The sequence below is a fragment of the Actibacterium sp. D185-2 genome (genome assembly GCF_054954595.1).
Genome location: NZ_JBPWNX010000003.1, coordinates 300804 through 326778 on the forward strand (window position 1 = coordinate 300804; position 25975 = coordinate 326778).

Below are 25975 nucleotides of genomic sequence, written 5' to 3' on the forward strand. Positions count from 1 at the left end.
GGCCGGGGTCTATCGCGAATGCGCCGTCCTGACAAGCGATTGACGCGTCCGGCCGGCGGGCCTAAGGGGGATTGGCCCCCTTGTGAAAGGATCTGTTTCATGCCGCTCAGCCACGGTCGCCCCTATCTTGCCATTCCCGGCCCCTCGGTCATGCCCGACCGGGTGTTGCAGGCCATGCATCGCCCCGCCCCCAATATCTATGCCGGCGCGCTGGTCGATATGGTGGCAGGCATCGTGCCCGACCTGAAGGCGGTGGCGCGCACCCGGCACAATGCGGCGATCTATATCGCCAACGGCCATGGCGCGTGGGAAGCGGCGCTGGCCAATACCTGCGCGCGCGGCGACAAGGTGCTGGTGCTGGCCACCGGCCGCTTTGGTCATGGCTGGGCGGAAATTGCGCGGCGCATGGGGGTCGAGGTTGAAATCCTCGAATTCGGCAAGCGCGCGCCGGTGGATGTGGCCCAGGTCGAGGATCGGCTGCGCGCCGATACCGGCCACGGGTTCAAGGCGGTGCTGACCGTGCATGTGGATACCTCCACCTCGGTGCGCAATGACGTGGCCGGCATCCGCGCGGCGATCGACGCGGTCGGGCATCCGGCGCTCTACATGGTCGATTGCATCGCCTCGCTGGGCTGCGATGCGTTCGAGATGGACGCCTGGGGCGTCGATGTGATGGTGACCGGCAGCCAGAAGGGGCTGATGACGCCACCGGGGCTGGGCTTTGTGTTTTTCAACGACAAGGCCGAAGCGGTGCGCGCCGGGATGGATCTGGTCAGCAACTATTGGGACTGGGTGCCGCGTGCCCATCCGGAAGAGTTCTATCAGTATTTCGGGGGCACCGCGCCGACCCATCACCTGTTCGCGCTGCGCGAGGCGCTGACCATGCTGGTGCATGAGGAAGGCGTGGCCGGGGCGCTGGCCCGTCACGCGGTGCTGGCGCGCACGATCTGGGCCGCGCTGGAGGTCTGGGGCCAGGCCGGCCCGGTGGAGCTGAACATCACCGACCCCGCCCACCGCGCCCATGCGGTGACGGCGGTGCGGATCGGCGCGCCCAATGGCACCGCGCTGCGCGACTGGCTGAGCACGCGCGCCGGGGTGACGCTGGGCATCGGGCTGGGCATGGCGCCTGCGGGCGACCCGGCCTGGCACGGGTTCTTCCGCATCGGCCATATGGGCCATGTGAACGCGCATATGGTGCTGGGGATGCTGGGCACGATCGAGGCCGGCCTGATCGCGCTGGACATCCCCCACGCCAAGGGCGCGCTGGAGGCCGCAGCGGCGGTGATCGCGGCAGGCTGAGCGGCGGCGGGCCCGGTCAGGCCCCGCGCGCGGCGGCCAGCGCCTTGGGCAGTTCAGCGGCGAAGATGTCCATTTCGGCCTCGGGCCCGGCGGTGACGCGGATGCAGCGGTCGCCGGGCACCACGAAGGGCATCCGCACGAACACGTCGCGCGCGCCCAGTTCGGCCAGAACGCGCCGGGCGAATGCGCCATCCGCGCCGCAATCCATGGTCACGAAATTGGTGGCCGAGGGCAGCGGCATCAGCCCATTGTTGCGCGCGATCCGGGCCAGCCGGGCGCGCGCCGCCACGACCCGGCCCTGCACGTCGCGCAGCCAGTCCTGATCCGCCAGCGCGGCCAGCGCCCCGGCCTGGCTGACGCGCGACAGGCCGAAATGATCGCGCACCTTGTCGAAGGCCGCGATCAGCGCCGCCGCCCCCACCGCATAGCCCACCCGCGCGCCCGCCAGCCCGTAGGCCTTGGAAAAGGTCCGCATCCGGATTACCCGCGGATCATCCGCATCAATCGGCGGCGCGGTGCCTTCGGGGGCGAATTCGACATAGGCCTCGTCCAGCACCAGCAGGCTGCCTGCGGGCACCGCATCAATCATCGCCTGAATCCGCGCAGCGCTATGCCAGCTGCCCATCGGATTGTCGGGATTGGCGATATAGATCAGCTTGGCACCGACCGCGCGCGCCTTGGCGATCAGCGCCTCGGGGTCTTCGTGATCACCGCGCAGCGGGACCTTGTGCAGCACGCCGCCATGGCCGGTGACATGATAGTTGAAGGTCGGATAGCCGCCCGCCGACGTTACCACCGCATCGCCCGGTTCGATCAGCAGCCGCACCAGCGAGCCCAACAGCCCGTCGATCCCGCCGCCGATCACGGTATTTTCCATGCGCGCGCCCAGATGCGCGGCCAGCGCCTGGCGCAGGTTCCAGCTTTGCGCATCGCCGTACATCCAGCTTTCAGCCGCCGCGCGGCACATCGCGTCGACCGCGCGGGGCGAGGGGCCGAACAGGTTTTCATTGGCACCAAGCCGTGCGCGAAAGCGGCGGCCCCGCTCCCGTTCCTGGGTTTCGGGGCCGACAAAGGGTGCCGTCGAAGGCAGCCCGGCGATCAGATCGGTAAAGCGGGGTCCAGTCATGGCGCGGACAAGACCACGAAACCGCGCCGGGCGGCAAGGGGTGCCCCCCTTCATCTTTTCCCCAATATCCCCGCCGGATCAAACCGGCGCGCAGAAAGCCCTTTCCGCATCGGGACGGCCCCGCGTATCCTGCGCCAAACCACGAAGGAGCCCCCCATGCCACGCACCCTGACCACCCCCGCCGGCCGCCGCATTGCCTATCACCAAAGCGCGGGGGACGGGCCCGGCGTGGTGTTTCTGGGCGGGTTCAAATCCGACATGCAGGGCACCAAGGCGGTGCATCTGGAGGCCTGGGCGCAGGCGCGCGGCCGGGCCTTTCTGCGCTTCGACTATTCGGGGCACGGGCAATCCTCGGGCGCGTTCACCGAAGGCTGCATCGGCGACTGGGCGGGGGATGCGATGGCGGCGATCACGATGCTGACCACAGGGCCGCAGATCCTGGTCGGATCCAGCATGGGCGGGTGGATTTCGCTTCTGGTGGCCCGCGCCATGCCCGACCGGGTGGCCGGGCTGGTCGGCATCGCCGCCGCGCCGGACTTTACCGAAGACAGCATGTGGGCCGGGTTCAGCGCCGTGCAAAAGGCCGAACTGGCGCAGACCGGTCAGGTGGCACTGCCTTCCGACTATGACGACGGTCCCTATATCATCACCCGCCGCCTGATCGAGGAGGGGCGCGACCAGTTGGTGCTGCGCGCCCCGCTGCCGCTGCCGTTTCCGGTGCGCCTGTTGCAGGGCACGGCGGATGCGGATGTGGATATGTCGGTCGCGCTGCGGCTGTTGGACCATATCGACGGCGACGATGTGCGGCTGACCCTTGTGAAAGGCGCCGATCACCGCTTTTCCACCCCCGACTGCCTGGCGCTGATCGAGGCCGGCATAGACGAGGTGCTGGCCCGGCAGGGCACATAGGGGGCCGCTGCCACCCGCGCCATTCTGCCGCGGTTCGGGGGGGCGACAAATGTGGATTGAGGCGCGAAGCTTTACGTTACTGTCATGTTCCAAGGGCAAATGAACGGGGTCCGAGCGCGCCGCCTGAATCACCGGGGGGCTGCGCCGCAAACCGAAGGATCAGCCATGAAAACAGCCACCTCCCTTCTTGCGCTTGTCGTTGCCACGCCGATGCTGGCAACCTCTGCCGCCGCCGACCTGACCCGCCTGGCCTCTGTGCCGGTGGGCGCCGAGATCACGGGCATGCACCTGACCGAAGAGGGCGACTTCTTCTTCAACCTGCAGCACCCCTCGACCGCGATCACCGGCCCGTTCAACAAGGCCACCGTGGGCATCGTCGTCGACGCCGATTTCAACGGCCTGCCGGAAAAATTCGAGGCCTCGCCGACGCCGACCGCCGCTTATGACAAGCAGACCGTCAAGACCGCACTGGGCCAGTATCAGGTTCTGGCGCAGCAGGGCGATTTCGCCGAAACGGTCCCCGGTGGCCTGGGCGCGATCATCGCCGCCGACGGTTCGATCATGAAATCCTCGAACGACCCGGATTTCAACGGCTTCATCAAGACTGGCGCTGGCGAAGGCTATCTGTTCACCAACTGGGAAGATCGCCCCGGCGGCATGTCCCGCATGAAGCTGAAGAAGGACGCCGGCCGCTGGCTGGTCGATGCCGAGGACGTCAAGATGCTGGATTTCACCGGCGTGCGTGGCACCTGGGTGAACTGCTTTGGCTCGGTGTCGCCCTGGAATACCCCGCTGACCTCGGAAGAGCTGTATTTCGACGAGACCGCGCAGTGGATCAACCCGGCCTTCGAAGACATCAAGGATGCCGAGGCGGTCGAGGCTTATCTGGGCGAATACGGCAACCCCTATGACTATGGCTATATCGTCGAGATCACCGATCCCACCGGCGCCGCCGCCCCGGTCAAGCAGATGGCCCTGGGCCGGTTCAGCCACGAAAATTCGTTCGTGATGCCCGACCAGAAAACCGTCTATCTGTCGGATGACGGCACCGATGTGGTGTTCTTCAAGTTCGTGGCCGATGTGGCCGCCGACCTGACCGCCGGCACGCTTTATGCCGGCAAGATGACCCAGACCGCCGCCGCAGGCACCGCCGCTGGCGAAGCCGGGTTCGACGTGGAGTGGATCGAACTGGCCCACGCCAGCAACGATCAGATCAACGCCTGGGTGCGCGACTATGACGGCAAGACCAAGGCCGATTATGTCGAAGGTCAGACCGCCTTCATCAGCGACGAAGATGTCGCCGCATGGGCCGAAGGCAAAGCCGCCGACGACCGCGTGGCGTTTCTGGAAAGCCGCCGTGCCGCCGCCGCCAAGGGTGCCACTGCCGAATTCCGCAAGATGGAAGGCGTGATGGGCAACCACAAGGCCATGGCCGACGGCACCGCCCCCTACGTCTATATGGCGATGTCGGAAGTGGCCAAGGGTATGGCCGACGACAAGGGTGACATCCAGGTTGGCGAGAACAAGTGCGGCGTGGTCTATCAGATGGCCTATGACGACGCATATTCGATCACCAATATGGTGCCGATCGCGGCGGGCATGGGCTATGACAAGAACAACGCCCCGAATGCCTGCTCGGTCGACAGCATCTCGAACCCCGACAACATCGCCGTGCTGAACGACGGTCGCGTGGTTATTGGCGAGGACACCGGCAACCACGAGAATAACATGCTGTGGCTCTGGACCTCGGCCCAGATGTAATCTGGCTCGTAAACCGAACAGGGGCGCGGGCCGATGCCTGCGCCCCTTTGTCTTTCCGCCTGACCCTTCGGAGATTGCCATGACCCGCCCTGTCTGGATTGCCGCCGCCCTGCTGACCGGCACCCCCGCCTTTGCCAGTGACGATCTGGCCACCCTGACCGCCGAACAGTTGATGGCGCTGCGCCCGACCTCGCAAGCGGTCGAGCAGGCCGGCCGGTTCTACAATGTCGAAGGGGTGATCCCGCCGCAGTGCTATACGTCGATCGAGGGGAAGTATAACCCCTGTTATGTCTGCCATCAGACCTATGACGATGATGCGCGCCCGAATTACATGTATGACGGCGCGTTGCAGGAGGCTTACAATTTCTCGGACGCGGCGCTGACCAATCACTGGGTCAACCTGTTCGTGGATCGCACCGCCGATGTGGCGGCGATTTCCGATGATGAAATTCTGGACTATATCAACACAGACAATTACGCGCCGCTGGCCGAGCGGCTGACCGCGCAGGGCTGGGGCGGCTATGTGCCCGATCTGGCCGGATACGGGCAGGGCGCCGCCGCGTTCGACGAGATCGGCATCGCAAAGGACGGCTCGGGCTGGGTGGCCTTCAACTACAAGCCGCAGCCGTCGACCTTCTGGCCCACCAATGGCTCGACCGACGATGTGCTGATCCGGTTGCCCGAAGCGTTCCGTGACAGCCGCGATGCCTATATCGCCAATCTGGGCCTGCTGGAAATCGCGTTTCAGGATTATGCGCAGACCACCGTGCCGCCGGTGGACGAGGCCGCGCTTGGCGTCGATCTGGACGGCGACGGTGCGTTGGGCGTGACCGGCGTGATCAAGCGGCGCGCGACTTATGTCGGCGGTGCCGCAGAGCAGGCGGTGAACCGGATGCGCTATCCCCAGGGGACCGAGTTTCTGCATTCGGTCCGCTATGTCGGGCTGGAGGGGGACACGATCGTCACCCCGCCGCATATGAAAGAGTTGCGCTATATGCGCAAGACGGTGGACATGACCGAGGCCGAGCTGCGCACCGCCTATGACAATGAGCGGCAGGAGAAGAAGGACGAGAACCTGCCGCGCTATATCGACGTGGGCGATCTGGGGATGGACACCGGCATGGGCTGGCTGTTGCTGGGCTTCATCGAGGATGCGGATGGCGCGCTGCGCCCGCAAACCCGCGAAGAGCAGTTCTTTTGCAAGGGCTGCCATACCACCGCCGGTGCCGTGCTGGATCAGACCTGGGCCTTCCCGCGCAAGGTGGCCGGGGTCGCGGGCTGGGGCTATATCGATTATCGCGCCATGCGCGACGTGCCCAGCAAGGGCCAGCAGATCGGCGAGATCGAGCAGTATTTCACCCGCGTCGGCGGTGGCGACGAGTTCCGGTCCAACGACGAGATGATCGCGCGCTGGTTCAATGCCGATGGCAGCGTGAACACCGAAAAGGTGCGGGCGGCCACGGTTTATGAGCTGATCGCCCCGTCGCGCGAACGGGCGCTGAAGCTGAACAAGGCCTACCGGGTGATCACGGCCGAGCAGAGCTTTATCTTCGGGCGCGACGCCACGGTGACGCCGCCCAGGAACGTGCATTCCAGCATCGACAGCGCCACCGCGCCGACCCTGCCGCGCGACAAGCAATATAGCCATGACAACCGCCTGGAGTGGTAAGGGCCGTTGCGGACTGCTAGGGTTTCGGGGCGTGTCGGGAAACCTGGCACGCCCCGTTTCGGGTGGCACAGGCAGGCAGAAGGATCAGGCGCGATGACAGGCAGGCCGTGCTGCGGTGGGCATGATCGGCATGGCTGAAACATTGCTGTTGCTGCCCGGCATGATGTGCGATGCGCGGGTGTTTTCCGACCAGATACTGGCCTTCAACGGTACCCGCGCGGTGCAGATCGCGGCGCTGTGCGACGCGGGCTCGATCGCGGCGATGGCGCGCGGGGTGCTGGACGGCGCGCCCGAGCGGTTCGCGCTGGCCGGTCACGGCATGGGGGCGGCGGTGGCGATGGATGTTCTGCGTCAGGCGCCCGACCGGGTGACGCGGATCGCGCTGATGTCCTGCACGCCGCTGGCCGAAACCCCGCAGGAGGCCGCCGCGCGCGAAGAGCGGATCGTCGGCGCCCGTGCCGGGCGGCTGGACGAGGCGATCCGTGCCGAGCTGCCCGGCAGCAGCCTGGCGCCGGGGCCGGGCCGGATGGCGGTGCAGGCGGCGCTGACGGAAATGGCCCAGACGCTGGGCCCCGAGGTGTTCGTGCATCAGTCGCGCGCCATGCAGCGCCGCCCCGATCAGCAGAAGGTGCTGCGCCAGTTGCGCGCGCCGGTGTTGGTGCTGTGCGGCGCGCATGACACGCTGACCCCGCCCCGGCGCCATGAATTCATGGCCGAACTGATCCCGAATGCCACGCTGTCGGTGATCGACGCGGCCGGGCATATGCCGCTGCTGGAAGCGCCGGATGCGGTCACGGCGGCGATGCGCGATTGGCTCGCCGCCCCGTACCGTCTGGTCTGAGCCGGGTTCAGACCGATGTCAGCCGGGTGATGTTGGCGTCGGGTTCGCCCGCATTGGCGTCAATGAAATCGAGTACCAGCGGCCGGATGTTGTTGCGCCAGCTTTTGCCGGCGAAGATGCCGTAATGGCCTGCGCCCGGTTCCAGGTGGTTGGCCTTCTTGCTGTCGGCCAGGCCGGTGCACAGGTCCAGCGCGGCGACGCATTGGCCGGGCGCCGAGATGTCGTCGTTGGCGCCTTCAACGGTTTTCACCGCCACATCGGTGATCTTGCCGATATCGACCTGCTTGCCGTTCACGACAAAGCGGTTCTCGGCGATTTCCAGCCCTTTGAAGATCCGCTCGACGGTGGACAGATAGAATTCCGCGGTCATGTCCATCACCGCAAGGTATTCGTCATAAAAGCGGTTGTGCTTGTCATGCTCGCCCGCCTCATTGTTGGCGACCCGCATGATCTGCTCGCGGAAGGCGTCACTGTGGCGGTCGGCATTCATCGAGATGAACGAGGCCAGTTGCAGCAGCCCGGGATAGACCAGCCGACCGACGCCGGCATATTTGAAACCGACGCGCTGGATGGCAAGCTGTTCAAGCTGGCCCATGGTGATCCGGCTGCCGAAATCGGTGACGTCGGTGGCGGCGGCGTCGGGGTCGATCGGGCCGCCGATCAGGGTCAGGGTGCGCGGCTGCGTGGCGGGGTCTTCCTCGGCCAGATAGGCGGTCGCGGCCAGCGCCAGCGGCGCGGGCTGGCACACGGCGATAACATTGGTATCGGGCCCGAGATGTTTCATGAAATCGACAAGATAGAGGGTGTAATCCTCGATATCGAACTTGCCTTCGGATACCGGGATATCACGCGCGTTATGCCAGTCGGTCACATACAGCTCGCAATCGGGCAGCAGGCTGGCCGCGGTCGAGCGCAGCAGCGTGGCATAGTGGCCCGACATCGGCGCGACCAGCAGGATCTTGCGCTTCTTGGTCTGGCGGCCATGCACGCGGAACCGGATCAGATCGCCAAACGGGCGCTTCATCTCGCATTCGACGCTGACCAGGTGGTCGCGGCCATCGGCGCCGACGACGGTGTGGATGTTCCAGTCGGGTTTGGCGACCATGCGGGCAAAGCTGCGCTCGGTCACCTGGCCCCATGCGGCGACCATCTGAAAGAACGGGTTGGGCAGCATCCCGGTGATCGGGTAGGATCCCAGCGCAAAAGCCGAGGCACCCAGCCACTGATTGGTGTTCCGGATGCTTTCCATGAGGTCATACGTCGCGATGTTTTTCATGCGTCACTCCTTTGCATCGGAACTCGCCCGGTTATAGTCTCAGTCGAACCGCGCGGATCGAAATATCGATGCTGCGGGTGCGAAAGATAGGGGGGATTTTTGCGCATGACAACTGAAGAAGTGGAAAAGGCAGCAGATCTGGACCGGCTGAACGAAAATCTGGCAAAGGTCGAGTCCCTGTCCGAGCGTCTGGTGACGGCGCTGTCGAACAAGCGCAAGATGGAGCCGAACCTGCAGGGCCCGGGGCAGGATCTGATGATGAAGGCGGGCACCGCCTATATGGCCCAGATCATGCAGCACCCCTCGAAACTGTTCGAGCAGCAGGTGACCTATTGGGGCAAGACCCTGAAACATTTCATCGAGGCGCAGGAGGCGCTGGCCACCGGCAAGCTGACGGTGCCGCCCGATACCAGCCCGAATGACCCGCGCTTTGCCGACGATCTGTGGCAGACGCACCCCTATTTCAACTATGTCAAACGGCAGTATCTGAACTCGGTCGAGGCATTGCAGGACGCGGTCAGCGGTATCGAGGGGCTGGCGCCGAAGGACCGCCAGCGGCTCGACTATTTCTCGCAGCAGATCATCGACATGATGTCGCCGGCGAATTTTCTGGGCACCAACCCCGAGGCGCTGGCCCGCGCGGTCGAGACCGAGGGCGAGTCGCTGGTCCGGGGGATGGAAAACCTGGTGCGCGACATCGAGGCCAATCAGGGTGAGCTGCTGGTCACGCTGGCCGACAAGGAGGCCTTCCGGGTGGGCGAGAACCTGGCCACCACGCCGGGCGAGGTGGTGTACCGCAACCGCATGTTCGAGCTGATCCAATACGCCCCCAGCACCGAGACGGTCCACGCCACGCCGCTGATCATCTTTCCGCCCTGGATCAACAAGTTCTACATCATGGACCTGAAACCCAAGAACTCGCTGATCAAATGGATCGTCGATCAGGGCTTCACGCTGTTCGTGGTCAGTTGGGTGAACCCCGACGCGTCCTATGCCGACGTGGGCATGGATACCTATATCGAAGAGGGATACCTGACCGCGATCAACGAGGTGAAGAAGATCACCGGCGAGGAAAAGGTGAATGCGGTCGGCTATTGCATCGCGGGCACCACGCTGTCGATCACCCTGGGCCTGTTGCAAAAGCGTGGCGACACATCGGTGAAATCCGCGACCTTCTTCACCGCGCTGACCGACTTTTCCGATCAGGGCGAAATCGGCGTGTTCCTGACCGATGATTTCGTGGATGGGATCGAACGCGAGGTGACCGAGAAGGGGATCCTCGATTCCTTTTTCATGTCGCGCACCTTCAGCTTTCTGCGATCCAACGATCTGGTCTATCGCCCGGCGATCCGCAGCTACATGATGGGCGAGTCGCCCCCGGCCTTCGATCTGCTTTATTGGAACGGCGACAGCACCAACCTGCCGGCGCGGATGGCGGTCGAGTATCTGCGCAAACTGTGTCAGGAGGATCAGCTTGCCAAGGGCACGTTCCAGATCCTGGATGAGAATCCAACGCTGAAGGACATCAAACTGCCGATCTGCGCGATTGCCTGCGAGACCGATCATATCGCCGCCTGGAGGTCCAGTTTTGACGGGATCCGTCAGATGGGCAGCCGCAGCAAGACCTTCATCCTGTCCGAAAGCGGTCATGTCGCAGGGGTGATAAACCCGCCCAGCAAAATGAAATACGGCCATTACACCAATAATGGCCCGATGACGGATGCCGACAACTGGCAGGCCGGGGCCACCTTCCACGAGGGGTCGTGGTGGCCGCGCTGGGGGGCCTGGTTGAAAAAGCAATCCGGCCGGCAGGTACCCGCGCGCGCGCCGGGCGATACCAGTCATCCGTCGCTGGCCAAGGCACCGGGGACTTACGTCCTTCCGAAGTGATCCCGGTCTTCGTCGTTCAACCGGAAAGGTCGCTGTGTCGCAGCATCTTCACTTGCAATGCTGCACTGCAGCATGTATGTTATTGAATAAGACGAAACGGGGTGCCCCGCCCCAGCCGAAAATTTCAAGGAGTATTGAAATGGCGACCGCACAAGATTTCTCGAAGATGATGCAGGACATGATGGGCTCGTTCCCGGTCGACATGTCCGCAGCTCAGGACGCGTTCAAGACCTCGGCCGCGCTGGGTGAGAAAATGTCCAAGGTTGCGCTCGACGCCGCAAGCAAGTCCGCAGACATTTCTTCGAAATGGACCAAGGAAGCGCTGGCCAAGATGGGTGACGTGACCACCGTCAAGTCCGAGCCGACCGACTACACCAAGGCGCTGACCGACTTCGCCTCTGCCTCTGCCGAAATGGCCGCTGAAAACATGGCCGCCTTCGCCGAGGTCGCCAAGAAGGTGCAGATGGAAACCGTCGAGCTGATGCTCTCCGCCGGCAAGGACATCTCGGAAGAGGCGTCCGCCGTCGTCAAGAAGGCTACCGACGAGGCCACCGCTGCTGCCAAGAAGGCAACCGCCGCGGCCAAGTGATCCGGCATTCGCGTCGATCTCCTCCCGATCGATGTGATCGCGTGGGGCGGGCTTAACAGCCCGCCCTTTCTTTTTGATCCGAGTGCGCCTAAGCTTTTTTGTGCTGCCGCAGAAATGGCTCAAACGGGGAGGTTTGCTGGTGACGGACGATGTGAAACCGCTGCTGATTAAGCGCTATGCCAGTCGGCGACTCTATAATACCGAAACCAGCGACTATGTGACGCTGGAAGATATCGCGCGGTTCATCCGTGGCGGACGCGAAGTGCAGATCATTGATCTCAAAAGCGGCGACGACCTGACGCGCCAGTATCTGCTGCAGATCATCGCGGAACATGAAAGCCGCGGCGAGAACATGCTGCCGATCAATGTGCTGACCGATCTGGTGCGTGGCTATACCACCCAGGCGCAAAGCGTTGTCCCGCAATTCCTGGCGATGAGCTTCGAGATGCTGCGCGACGGCCAGTCCAAGATGATGGAAAACCTCGGGACGTTGCCGCCGCCGATCGCGACGATGCCGGGCTTCGACGCGATGCAAAAACAGCAGCAGGCGTTTTTGAAGGCGCTGATGGGCGGCTGGCCTGGCGCCTCGACCGGGATCACGCCCGAGGACGACGACGGCAATGCCGACAGTGACGATCTGGACGAGATCAAGAAACAACTGGCCGAGCTTCAGTCGAAACTGTCCAAGCTGGGCGAATGAACCACCGTTTCCGGTTGGGCCCGTCTGTGTGACAAGGGCCCGGCCGGGTCAGTCGGCGCCGCCATCCGTGCTTTGCGAATATTGCGGCAGGTCGTCACAAATCGGCGCCCAGGGCAGCGCCTCGCGGCAGAAAACATGGAACTCGGGCCTGAAACCGGCGGGGTCGTCCAGACAGGCGGCATGGAAATGCATCTCGCCCGGCCAGCGCGCCGAACAATAGGATATCGGCGTGCCGCAGGTCGGGCAAAACCGCCGCTCGACCCCGGGGGACGAGCGATAGACCGCAGGCGCGGCCCCGGTCCAGCGCCAGCCGCCATCGGCCACGCCGAGAAAGCCGGTCATCGGTGAAGAGGTGGCGCGCTGGCAGCTTTCGCAGTGGCAGATGCCCCGCCAGTTGACCCGCGCCGGGTCGAACGCGAAGCGCACCGCGCCGCACAGGCAATGCCCGGTTTCCGTCTGCATGATGAATCCCTTCGTTTGTGGTGCTGCGCGTTGCGCAGGGCGGCCATTCGCCCTACCGTTGCCCGGCAGTATGAGAGAGACGCAGCACATGGTCCAGCCGTCCGGCCGTATCACCCTGTTGGGGATCGAGGCCTTCGTTGCCACCGCCGATGAGGGCTCGGTCTCGGCCGCGGCGCGCCGGTTGGGGGTCAGTCCGTCGGGGATCAGCCAGCAGATCACCGGGCTTGAGGCCGCGTTGGGCGGCGCGCTGATGGATCGCAGTACGCGACCGGTGGCGCTGACCCCGGCGGGGCAGATGTTTCGCCGCCGCGCCCGCACCATCCTGGCCGAGGCGCAGCAGGCCCGCGCCGAGGTGGCGGCGCATGATCTGTCGGCGCTGACCGATTTCCGCCTCGGCATGATCGAGGATTTCGACGCCGACGTGACGCCGCGCCTTCTGGGCGACATGGCCGAAGAACTGAAAACCTGTCAGTTCCTGCTGGAAACCGGCGCCAGCCACCGGCTGTTCGACCTTCTGGATACGCGCGCGCTGGACGTGATCGTGGCCGCCGACATGGGCGCCACCGCCGATTGGATGGAAATGCACCCGCTGCTGGAGGAACCCTTTGTCGCGGCCGTGCCCACCGGGCTGATCGACGGCACGGCGGGCAGCGGCGATGTGCTGGCCCGGCTTCAGACGCTGCCGCTGATCCAGTACACGCTGCGCCATCACATGGGCCGTCAGATCGACGCGCATCTGGCACGTCAGCACCTGACACTTGCGCATCGGTTCGAGTTGGACAGCTATCACGCGATTCTGGCGATGGTGGCGGGCGGCGCGGGCTGGACCATTCTGACGCCGCTGGGCTATCTGCGCGCGCAGCGGTTCCACGATCAGGTGACGCTGTTGCCGCTGCCCTTCGCGCCGCTGTCGCGCCGGATTTCGCTATGTGCCCGCGCGGGCGTGTTGCAGGACATGCCGGCGCGGGTGGCGCTGCGGTTGCGGCCGCTCTTGGCGGATCTGATCGTCTCGCCCGCCACGGCGCAGATGCCCTGGCTGCAGGGCGCGCTGACCGTGCTGTAACCCGGCCGCTTCTTTTTCGCGAAAATATCCCCGCCGGAGGCTCGGAATCTCTGTGCGCGCCGGGCGTTCAGGTGCCGTAGGCGCGGGTTTCGCCCTTCACATCCTCGGCGGCTAGGATCAGCGCGTCGGCGATGAAATCCAGTTCGTCGCGGGTCAGCCGCGCCGGCAGGCGCATGTCGCAGGCGCGCATCAGCATGGCGCGGGTCTGCGGCAGATCGGGGGTTTCGCCGTCGATGAACTTCCAGTTCCAGAAGGCGCGTGCATTGTCGGCCGACAGGCCGAAGACCTGCACGGCGATACCCCGGACCTTGGCCGCATCCTGAAAGGCGCGGGCCTCGGCGTCGGTTTCAAACCCCATCAGATTGAACTGGATCGAATCCGGTGCGCGGGTTTCGGGCAGCAGGGGATCGGGCACATGCAGCCAGGGCGTTTCGTTCAGCAGCCCCGCCACATAATCGTGATTGGCGCGCCCGTCGCGTACCCGGCGCGGCACCTCGGCCAGTTGCGGCCGGATCACCGCGGCGCTGAGGTTCTGCATCCGCGTGTTGTAAAGCGGCAGTTTGTTTTGCCAGAAGGCAAAGCGGTCATGCACCACCGGGTGTTTCTTCCAGTTATGCTCATAAGCGCCGGACATGATGATCGCCTGGGCGATGATATCGGCGTCGTCGGTGATCAGGATGCCCCCTTCGCCCGCGTTGATCATTTTGTAGGACTGGAATGAAAAACAGCCGATCTTGCCCAGCGTGCCGATCTTCTTGCCGTGCCAGAGCGTACCCAGCGAATGCGCCGCATCCTCGATCACCGGCACGCCGCGCGCATCGGCCAGCGCCAGGATCGCATCCATGTCAGAGGTGTGGCCGCGCATGTGGCTGATGATGACCGCGCCGATATCGTCGGTCAGCCTAGCCTCGAAATCGGCGATGTCGATGCGGTAGTTCGCGCCGACCTCGACCAGCACCGGCTGGCAATCGGCATGAACGATGGCCGACGGCACGGCGGCGAAGGTGAAGGCCGGAACCAGAACCTTGGCCCCGCGCGGCAGCCCGAGGGTCTTGAGCGACAGGAACAGCGCGGCCGAACAGGACGCCACCGCCAGCGCGAACCGCGCGCCCATGAAGTCGGCGAATTCCTGTTCCAGCAGCGCGACCGGCGCGTTTTCCGGCGCGGTATAGCGGAACAGATCGCCGCTGACGAGCAGGCGCTCAATCTCGGCCCGGGCGGCGTCGGGGATCGGCTCGGCGTCGTAGACGTTGGGGGCGAGGGCCATCACATACACCTTTTCTGAAGGTTTCTTTCAGAAAAGGTGTAAAGAATATTCACAGGCGGGCCAAACAGTTTTTTGTAACGGTTCTGTGGCGGACAGGCCCCGCGCCGATCACCGCTGCGCCGCAGGCTCAGACATTCAGCAACAGATGCTCGCGTTCCCAGGGGCTGATGACTTGCAGGAACTCCTTGTATTCCAGTTCTTTCACCGCCGTGTAGACCTTGCAGAATTCTTCGCCCAGCACGGCGCGGATCTCGGGGGCGGCCTCGAACAGGTCCAGCGCCTCGCTCACGTTACGGGGGATGCCTTCGTCGCTGGCATAGGCGTCGCCCTTGAATTCCTCTTTGGGGTATTTCGCCTCCATCAGACCCAGATAGCCGCAGGCCAGCGACGCGGCGATGCCGAGATAGGGGTTGCAGTCCATCCCGGCGATGCGGTTTTCCACCCGCCGCCCGGCCGCGTCCGAAATTGGCACCCGCAGTCCGGTGGTGCGGTTGTCGCGGCCCCATTCCAGATTGATCGGCGCCGCGAAATCCGGGACATAGCGGCGATAGCTGTTCACATAGGGCGCCAGCAGCGCGATGACCGAGGGCAGATGGGTCTGCAGCCCGGCGATAAAATGCAGGAAGGCGTGGCTTTCGGTGCCGTCGGGTTGGGAAAAGATGTTGGCGCCGGTTTTCATGTCCACCACAGAATGGTGGATATGCATCGCCGAGCCCGGTTCCGCCTCGATCGGTTTGGCCATGAAGGTGGCATAGCAGTCGTGGCGCATGGCGGCTTCGCGGATCAGCCGTTTGAAGAAGAAGATCTCGTCGGCCAGCTTGACCGGGTCGCCGTGGCGCAGGTTCATCTCGACCTGCCCGGCGCCGCCTTCCTGCAGGATGCCGTCGATCTCGAAGCCCTGGGCCTCGGCGAAATCATAGATGTCGTCGATCACCTTGCCGTATTCGTCGATCGCGCTCATGGAATAGGCCTGACGGGCGGCGGCGCGGCGGCCCGAGCGGCCCATGGGCGGCTCGATCGGCTGGGCGGGGTCGATGTTGCGGGCGACCAGAAAGAATTCCATTTCGGGCGCGACGACCGGCGACCAGCCCTGCGCGTTGTACAACTCGACGATGCGTTTCAGAACGTTGCGCGGGGCGGTGGGCACCGGGTTGCCGGCCTGATCGTTGATGTCGTGGATCACCTGCAACGTCCAGTCGGCGGTCCAGGGTGCGGCGGTCGCGGTCGACAGGTCAGGGGTCAGGATCATGTCGGGCTCGGTGAAGGCCTGGTCTTCGATATCGGCCCAGTCGCCGGTGATGGTTTGCAGGAAGATCGAGTTGGGCAGGTAGAAATGGCGTTGCGTGTTGAACTTGAGGGCGGGCATTGCCTTGCCCCGCGCCACACCGGCGATGTCGGCGACGATGCATTCGACCTCGTCCAGCCGGCGGCCTTGCAGATAGGCCTGTGCGGCCTCGGGCAATGTGTCGATCCAGTCAGCCATGGTCAGCCTCGCGCGGTTGGTGATGGTAAGATGATTTGATGTCCGCAACAGACGCCCATCAGCGGCACAGGCGCCGCCCGAAGTGCTTCGGGCGCGGGACCGGTTTGCAGGATGCCGATCTGCATGGGGGGCTCGTCTTGTTGTTTACGCGACGGTACGCCCGCGCGATGCGCCCCGCAAGGGGGTCAGACCGTATCCAGATACAGCTCGACCCGTTCCTCGTGGCTGAGGTCCTGATAGTGGAACAGCTCCTGCCGCTTGGTCAGAACCAGGTTGCGGATCAGTTCGGCCGGCAGGATGCGGGCGATCTCTGGGCTGCTTTCGAACGCATCGATCGCCTCTTTCCAGCTGCTTGGCATTTGCGGCAGATCCAGATCATAGGCGTTGCCGGTGACCGGGGCGGGCGGTTCGATCTTGTCTTCCAGCCCCAGCAGCGCCGCGCCCAGAACGCCGGCCAGCATCAGATAGGGGTTGATGTCGCCGCCAGAGACCCGATGCTCGATCCGCCGGGCGGCGGGGTTGCCGCCGGGCACACGCACCGCAGCGGTGCGGTTTTCATAGGCCCAGCAGATGCCGGTGGGCGCATGGGCGCCGGGCACCAGCCGGTCATAGGAATTGCCATGCGGCGCGAACAGCAGGGCCGAGCCGGGGATCGCGCGCAAACAGCCCGCGACCGCATGGCGCAGCGCGTCCGAGCCTTTGGGGCCGCCATCGCTGAAGATATTGGCGCCGCTGGCATCAAGGATCGAGAAATGCGTATGCATCCCGTTGCCGGCGTAATCGTCATAGGGTTTCGCCATGAAGCTGGCCGCGAAGCCGTGTTTGCGTGCCAGCCCGCGCACCAGCGTCTTGAACAGCCAGGTGTCGTCGGCGGCCTTCAGCGCGTCGGGCTGGTGCATCAGGTTGATTTCGAACTGGCCCAGCCCGGCCTCGGAAATCGCGGTGTCGGCGGGGATGTCCATCGCCTCGCACGCATCGTAAAGATCGGTGAAGAACGTGTCGAACGCATCCAGCGCCCGCAGCGCCAGCGTGTCGGCGCCGGGCCGCCGCTTGCCGGTGCGCGGCGAGGGCGGCACACGCAGCCGGGTGCCGCTGTCGTCGATCAGATAGAATTCCAGCTCGGTCGCCACCACCATGGTCAGGCCAAGCGCCTTGTAGCGGTTCACCACCCCCGCCAGCGCATGGCGCGGATCGCCATCGAAGGGGCGGCCATCCTCATGATACATCCACAGCGGCAGCAGGGCGGTGGGGGCTTCCAGCCAGGGCATCGGAACAAAGCCGCGCTCGGTCGGGCGCAGCACCCCGTCGGGGTCGCCGATATCGAAGACAAGCGGGCTGTCCTCGATATCTTCGCCCCAGATGTCAAGGTTCAGCACCGAGAACGGAAAGCGCGTGCCTTCGTCCGCGACCTTGCCGGCAAAGCGGGTCGGGATGCGCTTGCCGCGCGGCTGGCCGTTCAGATCGCAGGCCGCGACCCGAATGGTGCGGACCTCTGGATTGTCCATCAGCCATTTTTCGTTGGACGTATCGCGTTCGGCGGCATGCATCAGATCAAAATTCAGCGCCTGCGCCAGGGCGACCGCATGCTCGATCGACGGCGACGCGCTTTCCTGCGCCATGAGTTCGTTGATGACATCAACGCTCACGCCGCTCAGGCGCGACAGGTCTGAAGTCGTAAGGCCGCTTTCCTCGAAATGGTTCAGGAAAGCCGTTCGGAAGGTCATCGTATTACCTGCGGTTTGAACCGTATCCTTGTGCGGGCCTCTTGCGGCAGGTGCCTGTTCAACCGGCGGTTCATCAGACCGAAGAACACAATGATGACCAGCGTCAGCAAGATGAAGTACCCCGCCACGATTGGATACGGGATGAAGGGGTTGAACGTCTTGTCTGCGAAATAGCTGGCATAGTAAAGAGCATCCCCTTTTTGCCGCCAGGCGGGGAAGCCCGAGAAATAGACCAGCGTGGTGGCATGGAACAGAAAGATCGCCTCGTTTGTATAGGCGGGCCAGGCCAGCCGCAGCATCGTGGGCCAGATCACCCGCCGAAAGCGCGTCCAGCCCGACATGCCGTAGGCATCCGCCGCCTCGACATCGCCCTTCGGCACCGAGCGCAGCGCGCCATAGAAAATCTCGGCGGAATAGGCGGCGGTGTTCAGGAACAGCACGATCAGCGCCCCGGCCCAGGCCTTGGTCAGCCAGCCGGTGCTGGCGGTCAGCGTGACGAAGCCCAGATTCAGATCTAACCCTGCCTTGGGCAGGAGCACGAAGCTTTCATAGGCCAGGAAAAACTGGATGAACAAGGGCGAGCCGCGGAACAGGAAGATGAACCATTCAGCGGGCTTGCGGATCAGCGGGTTGGGGCTGTTCTTGGCCAGGGCTGCGGCCGTGGCCAGAAAGAACCCGAAAAACAGCGCCAGCGCCCCGAAATAGATGTTCCAGATCATCCCCGACCCGATCAGCGTGACCTGCTCGCAGATCGTGAAATCCGCGCGCGGCAGCAGCCGCTCACCGATCCCGATCGAGCGCAGGCCATAATCCTGCACGGTTTGCCAACAGCTCATGCGGCGGCCTTTCGTTGTGCTTCGCCGCCCAGCGTGGCCTGCCCATGCGTCAGGTTGCGGGTCAGCCGGCCCAGCACCACTTCGCTGATCCGGGTCAGGCTCAGATAGAAGACCAGAAGCCCGAGGAAATAATAAAGCCGCCAGTCGCCATGCGGATAGGCATAGATCGACGTCTTGGCGCCGCCTAATTCACGCGCCCAGTAAACGATATCCTCGACCCCCAGCAGGAACAGCAGCGGCGTGGCCTTGATCAGGATCATCCACAGGTTCGACAGGCCGGGCAGCGCGTAGATCCACATCTGCGGCACGAGGATGCGCCAGAACGCCTGCCGATCGGACATGCCATAGGCCTCGGCGGTTTCCATCTGGGCGCGGGGCACGGCGCGCATCGCGCCATAGAGCACGTTGGCGGCAAAGGCGCCGAAAACCACCGCGAAGGCGAAGACGGCCATGAAGAACCCGTAGGTTTCATGCACCCATTGCGGGCTGCTTGACAGCGGCAGCTTGGCCGCGGCGCAGACCACGAAATCATTGCCCTGGCGAATGGGCGCGTCCCAGTCGGGGCATCTGGCGTGATGGCGCAGCCATTCCAGACCCTGATCCATGGCGAAGGGCACGAAAAGGAAGAAGGCGATATCGGGAATGCCGCGCACCATCGCGCTATAGGCCTTGCCGATCAGCCGCAGCGGCAGGATGCGCGACCGCGCCGCCATCGCGCCGCCAAAGCCGAAGGCCAGCGCGGTGGGGGCGGTAACCAGCAACAGCACCATCACCACACCGAACGAGCCATAGAACGCCATATGCTTGCCGTTACTGAGGTAACAGCCCAGCCAGGTCAGCCCGTCAAGGGTGGAGGGATCGGTGCAATATGAGAACATGAAGGACAGGCGGGGCCGCGGACAGCCCCGCCAAATGCCTGATCAATAGGTGGCGACGTCGGGGCCGAACCACTTGACGATCATCGTGTTCAGCGTGCCGTCTTCCTTCATCGAGGTGATGGCGGCGTCGAACTTGGCTTTCAGCTCGGTGTCGGATTCGCGCAGGCCCATGCCCACGCCGCCGCCCAGCTGCACGTCTTCGCCGGCCCAGACCAGATCGGATTCGGCCACGATCGGCGCCAGGTAATCCTTGTCGGCGAACACGGCGTCGGCCTCGCCGTTCTTGACCGCGGCGACGGTTTCGTCAGGGGTGGCGAATTCCAGCAGGGTGGCGCCGGTTTCAGCGACATAGCCGGCCTGAATGGTGGCGGTCTGCGCGGCGATCACGCCGCCGGTGACATCCACGGCACCGTCCATCGCGGCATAGGCCGACGACGCGGGCGGGATGTAGTTCTGGGTGAAGTCGATCACCTCGTCGCGCTCGTCGGTGATGCTCATGCCGGCGATGATGGTGTCATAGTTGCCCGACACCAGGTTGGGGATGATGCTGTCCCATTCATTGGTGACCCATTCGCAGGTCAGTTCGGCGCGCGCGCACAGCTCGTCGCCCAGCTCGCGCTCGAAGCCGTCCACCTCGCCGTTGTCGTTGATGAAGTTGTACGGAGGATAGGCGCCCTCGGTGCCCATGCGGATGGTCATGCCGTGGCTTTCGGCCAGGGCCATGCCGGCGGTCAGGGCCAGTGCTGTGGTGGTAAGGATCAGTTTTTTCATGGTTCTCTTCTCCCGTGTTGAGGTCGTGGTGTTCAGGCGGAAACGGTCGCGCTGAGGAATTGTTGCAGGCGTTCGGTTCTGGGGCTGGCGAGGATCTCGGCCGGTGGGCCCTGTTCCTCGATCTTGCCCTGATGCAGGAACACCACATGGTCGGACACATCCGCCGCCAGGCGCATGTCATGGGTGACGATGATCATCGTGCGCCCCTCTTCGGCCAGCGCCTTGATCACCTTGACCACCTCCTGCTCCAGCTCGGGGTCGAGCGCCGAGGTGGGTTCGTCGAACAACAAGGCGCGCGGTTCCATGCACAGGGCGCGGGCGATGGCCGCGCGCTGCTGCTGGCCCCCCGAAAGCTGCGCCGGATAGGCATCGCATTTGTCGCCGATCCCAACCTTGTCCAGATAGCCCCGGGCGGCGGCCTGCACCTCGTCGCGGTCGCGGCCCAGCACAGTCAGCGGGGCCTCCATCACGTTTTGCAGGATGGTCATGTGGGCCCACAGGTTGAACTGCTGGAACACCATCGACAGGTTGGTGCGGATGCGCATCACCTGGCTGCGGTCGGCGGGGTGGCGGCGGGTGGCGTCGCCGCGCCACAGCACTGGCTCACCCTCGAACAGGATCTCGCCCTTTTGACTGTTTTCCAGCAGGTTGGCGCAACGCAGCAGGGTGGATTTGCCCGAGCCCGAAGAGCCGATCAGCGATACCACATCGCCTTTGCGCGCGGCGATATCGACGCCTTTCAGAACCTCCAGATTGCCGAAGCTCTTGTGAAGGTCGCGGATCTCGATGACGGGCGGGTCTGGCTGGTTCACGGATTGGCGGCGCTTTTTGTGGGTCGTTGGCTGCGGAGTAGGGCGCAAAAAAACGGCAAATGCAACGGGGCAAGGCAAGTGACGCCCGGTCACGCCCAAGATTCGGGCAACTCGCCGGGGGGCTGCCCCGGGCCGGGCGGTGTGGGAACCGCCAGATAGTCCGACAGCGGCAGTCGCACCAGCCCGCGCAGCCCCAGCGCGGTGCGATCACCGGCGGGCAGCGCGGCGAAGGCCGCGTGCAACGCGCGCAGATGCGGTTCGGGATCGGTGCCACGCGCGGTGATAAACCCCTGGCCGGGGCTGGCGGCGGTGCGGCCGATCACCTTCAGCGCGCGGGCCGCCGGGTCATGCGCCACGATCCCGCGCCAGGAAATCGCGTCGATCGCGGCGATGTCGGCGCGGCCCCCGGCCACCTCTGCGGCACTGTGGCGGTGCGCGCCGGTTTCGCGGTGGCGGGTGAAGCGAAAGCCCAGCTTTCCGGCGGCAAGCGGCGGCGCGGCCCAGCCGGAATGCGACAGCGCCTCGTTATAGGCCAGCACCTTGTCGGTATAGGCAGTCAGATCGTCCGGGGCGTTGGCGCGCACCACGAACAGGCTGTGATAATGACCCGGCGGGGTGTCCGGCAGCCCGTAATCGGCGGTGGCGATCAGCGTCACCCGATCGTGCAGCCGCGCCCGGATCGGCAACCCGCAGGCCTGACCCAACACCAGATCGGGGTGCTGCCAGCCGTCCCAGATATCCATGTCGCGGGTCAGGGTGTCGGGTGCGGCCACGCCTTCGGCGCGCAGCGCGTCACGGATCAGCGCCCACAGCCGGTCATGCGCATCTGCGTTTTCGGGCCGATCATACATCGGCAGGGCCGCGATCATGCGCGGCGGGCTTCTACCCGCTGGCGGGCCAGATTGCTGTCGCGGTCGTTGACGCCCAGCAGGTTGGCGACCAGCCGCAGCAGCGCGTCCTCCTCGTGGTCGCGGATGCCGTCGGCCAGCACCACGTCCCACAGCGCCTCGACCACCGCTTCGCGTGCTTCGTAGGCGACCGCATCCTTGATCGCGCGGGTAAAGCGGACGGTATCGGGGGCCTCTGCCTCCAACGTTTCGGCCTGTTTGCGCAGGGCCACGGCCTCGAACGGCGACAGCTCATAGCGGGTGGCCAGGATCCGGTCGATCCGGTCCGCCTCCTCATGCGCGTATTCGCCATCTGCTCGTGCAATACGCACCAGAAGCGCGCCAAGCGCCAGCCGCGCATCGGCGTCGGGCAGGCGGGCGGGGTTTGGCTGGATCAGCCGGGACAGGAAATCAGCAAACATGCCCACCGATATAGGCGCGCGCGGGCGCAAGGCCAATGGCGAAATCCGCGCTGCCCGGATCAGCCCCGCAGGTCGCGGGCATCCACGCCCAGCGTCTGGCAGGCATGCATGAAAATCGCCGCTTCCTCGGGGCGTTCCACCCCGTCGGCCATGACCACGTTCCACAGCGCCGCGACAATGGCCGAGCGTTCGTCATAGGCGACGGCGGATTTGACGGCGCCGGCGAAATCCTGGGTCCCCGGCGCGGCCTGTTCCAGCTTTTCACAACGCGCGCGCAGCTTCATCGCCTCGACCGTGCTCAGGCCATAGCGCCGGGTCAGGATCGCGTCGATGCGGCGGATTTCCTCGACCGCATAATGGCGGTCGGATTTGGCAACGCGCACCAGCAGCGCGCCAAGCGCCAGCCGCGCGTCGGCATCGGACAGCGGGTCGGGTCGGGGATCGGCAAGGCGGATCAGGAACTCGGTAAACATGACTTTGGTATATTCGCTGAGGTGAGTCGCACCAAGGGAAACAGGGGCTTAGCCCGCATAGCCCTCGACGATCACCAGATCGATCTTTGACACCGGTGCGCGCAGCGCCTTGGCCGCCTGATATTCGGGGCTTTCGTAACAGGCCAGCGCGTCGGCATAGCTGGGAAACTCGACCACCACCGAGCGAGCCCGTGCGTCGCCTTCGACCAGTTGCTGGGCCCCGCCGCGTACCAGAAACCGCGCGCCATACTTGGCGAAGGCGGCGGCATTGGCGGCCTGATAGCGCTTATAGGCCTCGGGGTCATGAATGACCGTGTGCCCGATCCAGTATCCTTTTGCCATATCGCCCCCTTCCTGCGGTCAGCCGATCATCGGCGTGCATCCGAACGCGATATCGTCCAGCGAGATGCCGCCGGGGTCAAGGTTCAGCACCATCACCCCGGCAATATCGGCCCGCCCGCCGTCACGGCGAAAGCCAAGGCTGGTGATCCCGGCGGGCAACTGCTGCGGCGCGCGGGCGATGATCCGGCCGTCGCGGGCAAGGAACAGCAGCTCGACCGGGCCCAGATGGTCGCGCTGGGTGCCAAGGTCGTCTTCGTACTGGGTATGCACCCGCAGCGCGAAGGCACAGATGTCGCGATCGAACAGAAAGGCCACCGCCCCTTCGCCGCGCGCTTCGGGGTGGGGCTGGCCGGTCGGGCCAAGCGGGTACAGCGCGTTGGAACGGAACGCCCGATGATGGGACACCGACAGGGTGCGCCCCGGCATGCCCATCCGCAAGGTTAGTGGCGCCGTGGCCGTGGCCACCGCCAGCCCGTCAAAAAGGTTGCCGTCGAAGGGAATGGTGTTCAGGGTCTGACCGGCGAAATGCTCGCCGATATGGCCACCGTCAAAGGCCAGCCCGTGATCGAAATTATACCCCGGCCCGGCCCGTTCGGGCAGAAAGTCGAAATCGATTCGGCCCGGAACCGTCTGCGCGACCTCGTCATACGGTACGGGCTGCACCTGCTGCGCGGCGGCAGGCAGGCAAAGCGTGGCCCAAAGCAGCAGGGCCGCGCACGGGCGCATCACACCAGCCTTGAAATATCCCGCGCCGCGCGCACGAAATCGGCAAACAGGGGGTGGGGGGCGAAGGGCTTGGATTTCAGCTCGGGGTGGAACTGCACGCCGATGAACCAGGGGTGATCCTTCCATTCCACGATCTCGGGCAGGCGACCGTCGGGCGACATGCCCGAAAAGGACAGGCCCTGCGCCTCCAGCTTGTCGCGGTATTTGATATCCACCTCATAGCGGTGGCGGTGGCGTTCCTCGATCCGGGTCGAGCCATAGATCTCGGCCACCCTGGACCCTTTGGTCAGCACCGCGGTATAGGCGCCCAGCCGCATGGTGCCGCCCTTGTCGTCACCCAGCTTGCGCGCCACGGTGTGGTTGCCCTTGATCCATTCCTTCAGGTGATAGACGACCGGGGTGAAGCGTTTCTTGCCCGCTTCGTGATCGAACTCCTCGGACCCGGCATCAGGCAGATCGCCCAGATTGCGCGCGGCCTCGATCACCGCCATCTGCATTCCCAGACAGATCCCCAGATAGGGGATCTTGCGGGTGCGGGCGAACTCGGCAGCCTTGATCTTGCCCTCGGTGCCGCGCTCGCCAAAGCCGCCGGGCACCAGAATCGCGTGGAAACCTTCGAGCCAGGGCGCGGGATCTTCACGCTCGAAAATCTCGGCGTCGATCCATTCGGCGCGCACCTTGACCCGGTTGGCCATGCCGCCATGGGTCAGTGCCTCGGCGATCGACTTGTAGGCGTCCTCAAGCTGGGTGTACTTGCCAACGATCGCCACCTTCACCTCGCCCTCGGCGTTGAAAATGCGGTCGGCGACGTCTTCCCACCGGGTCAGGTCGGGCTTGGGGGCGGGGCTGATCTGGAACGCATCCAGAACCGCCTGATCCAGCCCTTCGCGGTGATAGGCCAGCGGCGCCTCATAGATCGAATCCAGATCCTGCGCGGCGATCACCGCGTCGGGGCGCACGTTGCAAAACAGCGCCAGCTTGTCGCGCTCTTTCTGCGGGATCGGCCCTTCGGAGCGGCAGACCAGAACATCGGGCGCAATCCCGATCGAGCGCAATTCCTTGACCGAGTGCTGGGTCGGCTTGGTCTTCAGCTCGCCGCTGGCCTTGATGAACGGCAGCAGCGTCAGATGCATGAAAATGCACTGACCGCGCGGCTTGTCCTGGCTGAACTGGCGGATCGCTTCGAAAAACGGCAGACCCTCGATGTCGCCGACGGTGCCACCGATTTCGCACAGCATGAAATCGACCTCATCCTCGCCGATCCGGATGAAATCCTTGATCTCGTCGGTGACGTGGGGGATCACCTGAATCGTCTTTCCCAGGTAATCGCCCCGGCGCTCTTTTTCCAGCACGTTGGAATAGATCCGGCCGGACGACACGGAATCGGTGCTGCGCGCCGACACGCCGGTGAAGCGTTCGTAATGACCCAGGTCCAGGTCGGTCTCGGCGCCGTCATCGGTAACGAAAACCTCGCCATGCTCGAACGGCGACATCGTGCCCGGATCTACATTCAGGTATGGATCCAGCTTGCGCAGCCGCACCGAAAAGCCTCGTGCCTGCAGCAAGGATCCCAAGGCCGCGGATGCAAGACCCTTGCCCAGCGAGGAAACAACGCCGCCTGTAATGAAAATGAACCGTGCCATATGGCTGGCATCCCCCGTGATTAGTGGTGTTCTGGCTGCTCGATCCGGCTCTGAAAAGCCGCAGCATCACGGGATTTAAGGTATAACGGATTCGCGCACGCGCCGCAACCTGACCGCAAGATGCTG

25 protein-coding genes are annotated in these 25975 nt (G+C 64.6%); 9 read left to right on the forward strand and 16 right to left on the reverse strand.

What is annotated here, in order from left to right:
- Window positions 1-99: 99 nt before the first annotated feature.
- Window positions 100-1299, forward strand: a complete 1200-nt coding sequence (locus ACSR1C_RS08135; RefSeq protein WP_460258675.1) for a pyridoxal-phosphate-dependent aminotransferase family protein — start codon at window positions 100-102, stop codon at window positions 1297-1299.
- Window positions 1300-1315: 16 nt separating this feature from the next.
- Here ACSR1C_RS08135 and ACSR1C_RS08140 read toward each other — a convergent pair whose 3' ends face one another.
- A complete protein-coding gene (locus tag ACSR1C_RS08140; RefSeq protein WP_460258674.1) occupies window positions 1316-2425 on the reverse strand; it encodes a pyridoxal phosphate-dependent aminotransferase in 1110 nt (369 codons plus the stop codon).
- Window positions 2426-2581: 156 nt separating this feature from the next.
- Between ACSR1C_RS08140 and ACSR1C_RS08145 the strand changes: the two genes are divergently transcribed.
- The 4 genes from ACSR1C_RS08145 to ACSR1C_RS08160 all read left to right on the forward strand — a co-directional run bounded on the left by ACSR1C_RS08145 (window position 2582) and on the right by ACSR1C_RS08160 (window position 7605).
- Window positions 2582-3334, forward strand: coding sequence for an alpha/beta fold hydrolase (locus ACSR1C_RS08145; protein ID WP_460258673.1), 753 nt, complete (start codon window positions 2582-2584; stop codon window positions 3332-3334).
- 165 nt (window positions 3335-3499) lie between these two features.
- Window positions 3500-5095, forward strand: a complete 1596-nt coding sequence (locus tag ACSR1C_RS08150) for an alkaline phosphatase PhoX (protein WP_460258672.1) — start codon at window positions 3500-3502, stop codon at window positions 5093-5095.
- A gap of 79 nt (window positions 5096-5174) precedes the next feature.
- Window positions 5175-6764 carry a hypothetical protein gene (locus tag ACSR1C_RS08155; RefSeq protein WP_460258671.1) on the forward strand — a complete coding sequence of 530 codons (1590 nt, stop codon included), beginning with the start codon at window positions 5175-5177 and terminating at the stop codon, window positions 6762-6764.
- Window positions 6765-6894: 130 nt separating this feature from the next.
- Entirely contained in the window at window positions 6895-7605 is a 711-nt protein-coding gene (locus ACSR1C_RS08160) for an alpha/beta fold hydrolase (protein ID WP_460258670.1), read from the forward strand.
- A 7-nt stretch (window positions 7606-7612) separates the two neighbouring features.
- Here ACSR1C_RS08160 and phaZ read toward each other — a convergent pair whose 3' ends face one another.
- On the reverse strand, window positions 7613-8881 hold the full coding sequence (gene phaZ / locus ACSR1C_RS08165) for a polyhydroxyalkanoate depolymerase (RefSeq protein ID WP_460258669.1): 1269 nt from the start codon (window positions 8879-8881) through the stop codon (window positions 7613-7615).
- Window positions 8882-8986: 105 nt separating this feature from the next.
- On the opposite strand from phaZ, the gene ACSR1C_RS08170 reads away from it, so the two are divergent.
- The 3 genes from ACSR1C_RS08170 to phaR all read left to right on the forward strand — a co-directional run bounded on the left by ACSR1C_RS08170 (window position 8987) and on the right by phaR (window position 12060).
- Window positions 8987-10771 (forward strand): PHA/PHB synthase family protein, encoded by a 1785-nt coding sequence (locus ACSR1C_RS08170; RefSeq protein ID WP_460258668.1) that lies wholly within the window; start codon window positions 8987-8989, stop codon window positions 10769-10771.
- Window positions 10772-10910: 139 nt separating this feature from the next.
- On the forward strand, window positions 10911-11360 hold the full coding sequence (locus ACSR1C_RS08175) for a phasin family protein (protein WP_460258667.1): 450 nt from the start codon (window positions 10911-10913) through the stop codon (window positions 11358-11360).
- 139 nt (window positions 11361-11499) lie between these two features.
- Window positions 11500-12060: a polyhydroxyalkanoate synthesis repressor PhaR gene (gene phaR / locus ACSR1C_RS08180; protein WP_460258666.1), complete on the forward strand. Its 561-nt coding sequence runs from the start codon at window positions 11500-11502 to the stop codon at window positions 12058-12060.
- Between the two features lie 48 nt (window positions 12061-12108).
- Here phaR and ACSR1C_RS08185 read toward each other — a convergent pair whose 3' ends face one another.
- Window positions 12109-12522, reverse strand: a complete 414-nt coding sequence (locus tag ACSR1C_RS08185; RefSeq protein WP_460258665.1) for a GFA family protein — start codon at window positions 12520-12522, stop codon at window positions 12109-12111.
- An 88-nt stretch (window positions 12523-12610) separates the two neighbouring features.
- Here ACSR1C_RS08185 and ACSR1C_RS08190 point away from each other — a divergent pair, with 88 nt between their 5' ends.
- Window positions 12611-13585 (forward strand): LysR family transcriptional regulator, encoded by a 975-nt coding sequence (locus ACSR1C_RS08190; protein ID WP_460258664.1) that lies wholly within the window; start codon window positions 12611-12613, stop codon window positions 13583-13585.
- A 67-nt stretch (window positions 13586-13652) separates the two neighbouring features.
- Here the strand turns inward: ACSR1C_RS08190 and ACSR1C_RS08195 are convergent, their stop codons facing one another.
- The 13 genes from ACSR1C_RS08195 to ACSR1C_RS08255 all read right to left on the reverse strand — a co-directional run bounded on the left by ACSR1C_RS08195 (window position 13653) and on the right by ACSR1C_RS08255 (window position 25849).
- Entirely contained in the window at window positions 13653-14852 is a 1200-nt protein-coding gene (locus tag ACSR1C_RS08195) for a DegT/DnrJ/EryC1/StrS family aminotransferase (RefSeq protein WP_460258663.1), read from the reverse strand.
- Window positions 14853-14979: 127 nt separating this feature from the next.
- The gene (locus ACSR1C_RS08200; protein ID WP_460258662.1) at window positions 14980-16335 is read right to left on the reverse strand and encodes a glutamine synthetase family protein; all 1356 of its coding nucleotides are present in this window, start codon (window positions 16333-16335) and stop codon (window positions 14980-14982) included.
- A gap of 185 nt (window positions 16336-16520) precedes the next feature.
- A complete protein-coding gene (locus tag ACSR1C_RS08205; RefSeq protein WP_460258940.1) occupies window positions 16521-17882 on the reverse strand; it encodes a glutamine synthetase family protein in 1362 nt (453 codons plus the stop codon).
- Window positions 17883-18055: 173 nt separating this feature from the next.
- Window positions 18056-18895 (reverse strand): ABC transporter permease, encoded by an 840-nt coding sequence (locus tag ACSR1C_RS08210; RefSeq protein WP_460258661.1) that lies wholly within the window; start codon window positions 18893-18895, stop codon window positions 18056-18058.
- The gene (locus ACSR1C_RS08215; protein ID WP_460258660.1) at window positions 18892-19773 is read right to left on the reverse strand and encodes an ABC transporter permease; all 882 of its coding nucleotides are present in this window, start codon (window positions 19771-19773) and stop codon (window positions 18892-18894) included. The genes ACSR1C_RS08210 and ACSR1C_RS08215 overlap by 4 nt, the downstream gene beginning before the upstream one ends.
- A gap of 42 nt (window positions 19774-19815) precedes the next feature.
- The gene (locus ACSR1C_RS08220; protein ID WP_460258659.1) at window positions 19816-20544 is read right to left on the reverse strand and encodes a transporter substrate-binding domain-containing protein; all 729 of its coding nucleotides are present in this window, start codon (window positions 20542-20544) and stop codon (window positions 19816-19818) included.
- Between the two features lie 32 nt (window positions 20545-20576).
- Complete coding sequence (locus ACSR1C_RS08225) at window positions 20577-21356, reverse strand: ABC transporter ATP-binding protein (RefSeq protein ID WP_460258658.1); 780 nt, start codon at window positions 21354-21356, stop codon at window positions 20577-20579.
- A gap of 89 nt (window positions 21357-21445) precedes the next feature.
- Window positions 21446-22225 carry a phosphate/phosphite/phosphonate ABC transporter substrate-binding protein gene (locus tag ACSR1C_RS08230; protein ID WP_460258657.1) on the reverse strand — a complete coding sequence of 260 codons (780 nt, stop codon included), beginning with the start codon at window positions 22223-22225 and terminating at the stop codon, window positions 21446-21448.
- Window positions 22222-22665, reverse strand: a complete 444-nt coding sequence (locus ACSR1C_RS08235; RefSeq protein ID WP_460258656.1) for a tellurite resistance TerB family protein — start codon at window positions 22663-22665, stop codon at window positions 22222-22224. Before ACSR1C_RS08235 ends, ACSR1C_RS08230 begins: the two co-directional genes overlap by 4 nt.
- A gap of 59 nt (window positions 22666-22724) precedes the next feature.
- Complete coding sequence (locus ACSR1C_RS08240; RefSeq protein ID WP_460258655.1) at window positions 22725-23138, reverse strand: tellurite resistance TerB family protein; 414 nt, start codon at window positions 23136-23138, stop codon at window positions 22725-22727.
- Window positions 23139-23186: 48 nt separating this feature from the next.
- Window positions 23187-23480 carry a DUF1330 domain-containing protein gene (locus ACSR1C_RS08245; RefSeq protein ID WP_460258654.1) on the reverse strand — a complete coding sequence of 98 codons (294 nt, stop codon included), beginning with the start codon at window positions 23478-23480 and terminating at the stop codon, window positions 23187-23189.
- A gap of 18 nt (window positions 23481-23498) precedes the next feature.
- Window positions 23499-24206, reverse strand: a complete 708-nt coding sequence (locus ACSR1C_RS08250; RefSeq protein WP_460258653.1) for a hypothetical protein — start codon at window positions 24204-24206, stop codon at window positions 23499-23501.
- Window positions 24206-25849 (reverse strand): CTP synthase, encoded by a 1644-nt coding sequence (locus tag ACSR1C_RS08255; protein WP_460258652.1) that lies wholly within the window; start codon window positions 25847-25849, stop codon window positions 24206-24208. Before ACSR1C_RS08255 ends, ACSR1C_RS08250 begins: the two co-directional genes overlap by 1 nt.
- Window positions 25850-25975 lie beyond the last annotated feature (126 nt).

Coding starts and splice junctions, on each gene's coding strand:
- ACSR1C_RS08185 (WP_460258665.1), bottom strand. CDS start 12,522: ATGCAGACGGAAACCGGGCATTGCCTGTGCGGCGCGGTGCGCTTCGCG.
- ACSR1C_RS08245 (WP_460258654.1), bottom strand. CDS start 23,480: ATGGCAAAAGGATACTGGATCGGGCACACGGTCATTCATGACCCCGAG.
- ACSR1C_RS08145 (WP_460258673.1), top strand. CDS start 2,582: ATGCCACGCACCCTGACCACCCCCGCCGGCCGCCGCATTGCCTATCAC.
- ACSR1C_RS08135 (WP_460258675.1), top strand. CDS start 100: ATGCCGCTCAGCCACGGTCGCCCCTATCTTGCCATTCCCGGCCCCTCG.
- ACSR1C_RS08150 (WP_460258672.1), top strand. CDS start 3,500: ATGAAAACAGCCACCTCCCTTCTTGCGCTTGTCGTTGCCACGCCGATG.
- ACSR1C_RS08195 (WP_460258663.1), bottom strand. CDS start 14,852: ATGGCCCTCGCCCCCAACGTCTACGACGCCGAGCCGATCCCCGACGCC.
- ACSR1C_RS08230 (WP_460258657.1), bottom strand. CDS start 22,225: ATGATCGCGGCCCTGCCGATGTATGATCGGCCCGAAAACGCAGATGCG.
- ACSR1C_RS08235 (WP_460258656.1), bottom strand. CDS start 22,665: ATGTTTGCTGATTTCCTGTCCCGGCTGATCCAGCCAAACCCCGCCCGC.
- ACSR1C_RS08215 (WP_460258660.1), bottom strand. CDS start 19,773: ATGTTCTCATATTGCACCGATCCCTCCACCCTTGACGGGCTGACCTGG.
- ACSR1C_RS08250 (WP_460258653.1), bottom strand. CDS start 24,206: ATGCGCCCGTGCGCGGCCCTGCTGCTTTGGGCCACGCTTTGCCTGCCT.
- ACSR1C_RS08140 (WP_460258674.1), bottom strand. CDS start 2,425: ATGACTGGACCCCGCTTTACCGATCTGATCGCCGGGCTGCCTTCGACG.
- ACSR1C_RS08190 (WP_460258664.1), top strand. CDS start 12,611: ATGGTCCAGCCGTCCGGCCGTATCACCCTGTTGGGGATCGAGGCCTTC.
- ACSR1C_RS08160 (WP_460258670.1), top strand. CDS start 6,895: ATGGCTGAAACATTGCTGTTGCTGCCCGGCATGATGTGCGATGCGCGG.
- ACSR1C_RS08175 (WP_460258667.1), top strand. CDS start 10,911: ATGGCGACCGCACAAGATTTCTCGAAGATGATGCAGGACATGATGGGC.
- ACSR1C_RS08255 (WP_460258652.1), bottom strand. CDS start 25,849: ATGGCACGGTTCATTTTCATTACAGGCGGCGTTGTTTCCTCGCTGGGC.
- ACSR1C_RS08205 (WP_460258940.1), bottom strand. CDS start 17,882: ATGCATGCCGCCGAACGCGATACGTCCAACGAAAAATGGCTGATGGAC.
- ACSR1C_RS08210 (WP_460258661.1), bottom strand. CDS start 18,895: ATGAGCTGTTGGCAAACCGTGCAGGATTATGGCCTGCGCTCGATCGGG.
- ACSR1C_RS08220 (WP_460258659.1), bottom strand. CDS start 20,544: ATGAAAAAACTGATCCTTACCACCACAGCACTGGCCCTGACCGCCGGC.
- ACSR1C_RS08170 (WP_460258668.1), top strand. CDS start 8,987: ATGACAACTGAAGAAGTGGAAAAGGCAGCAGATCTGGACCGGCTGAAC.
- ACSR1C_RS08155 (WP_460258671.1), top strand. CDS start 5,175: ATGACCCGCCCTGTCTGGATTGCCGCCGCCCTGCTGACCGGCACCCCC.
- ACSR1C_RS08240 (WP_460258655.1), bottom strand. CDS start 23,138: ATGTTTACCGAGTTCCTGATCCGCCTTGCCGATCCCCGACCCGACCCG.
- ACSR1C_RS08200 (WP_460258662.1), bottom strand. CDS start 16,335: ATGGCTGACTGGATCGACACATTGCCCGAGGCCGCACAGGCCTATCTG.
- phaZ (WP_460258669.1), bottom strand. CDS start 8,881: ATGAAAAACATCGCGACGTATGACCTCATGGAAAGCATCCGGAACACC.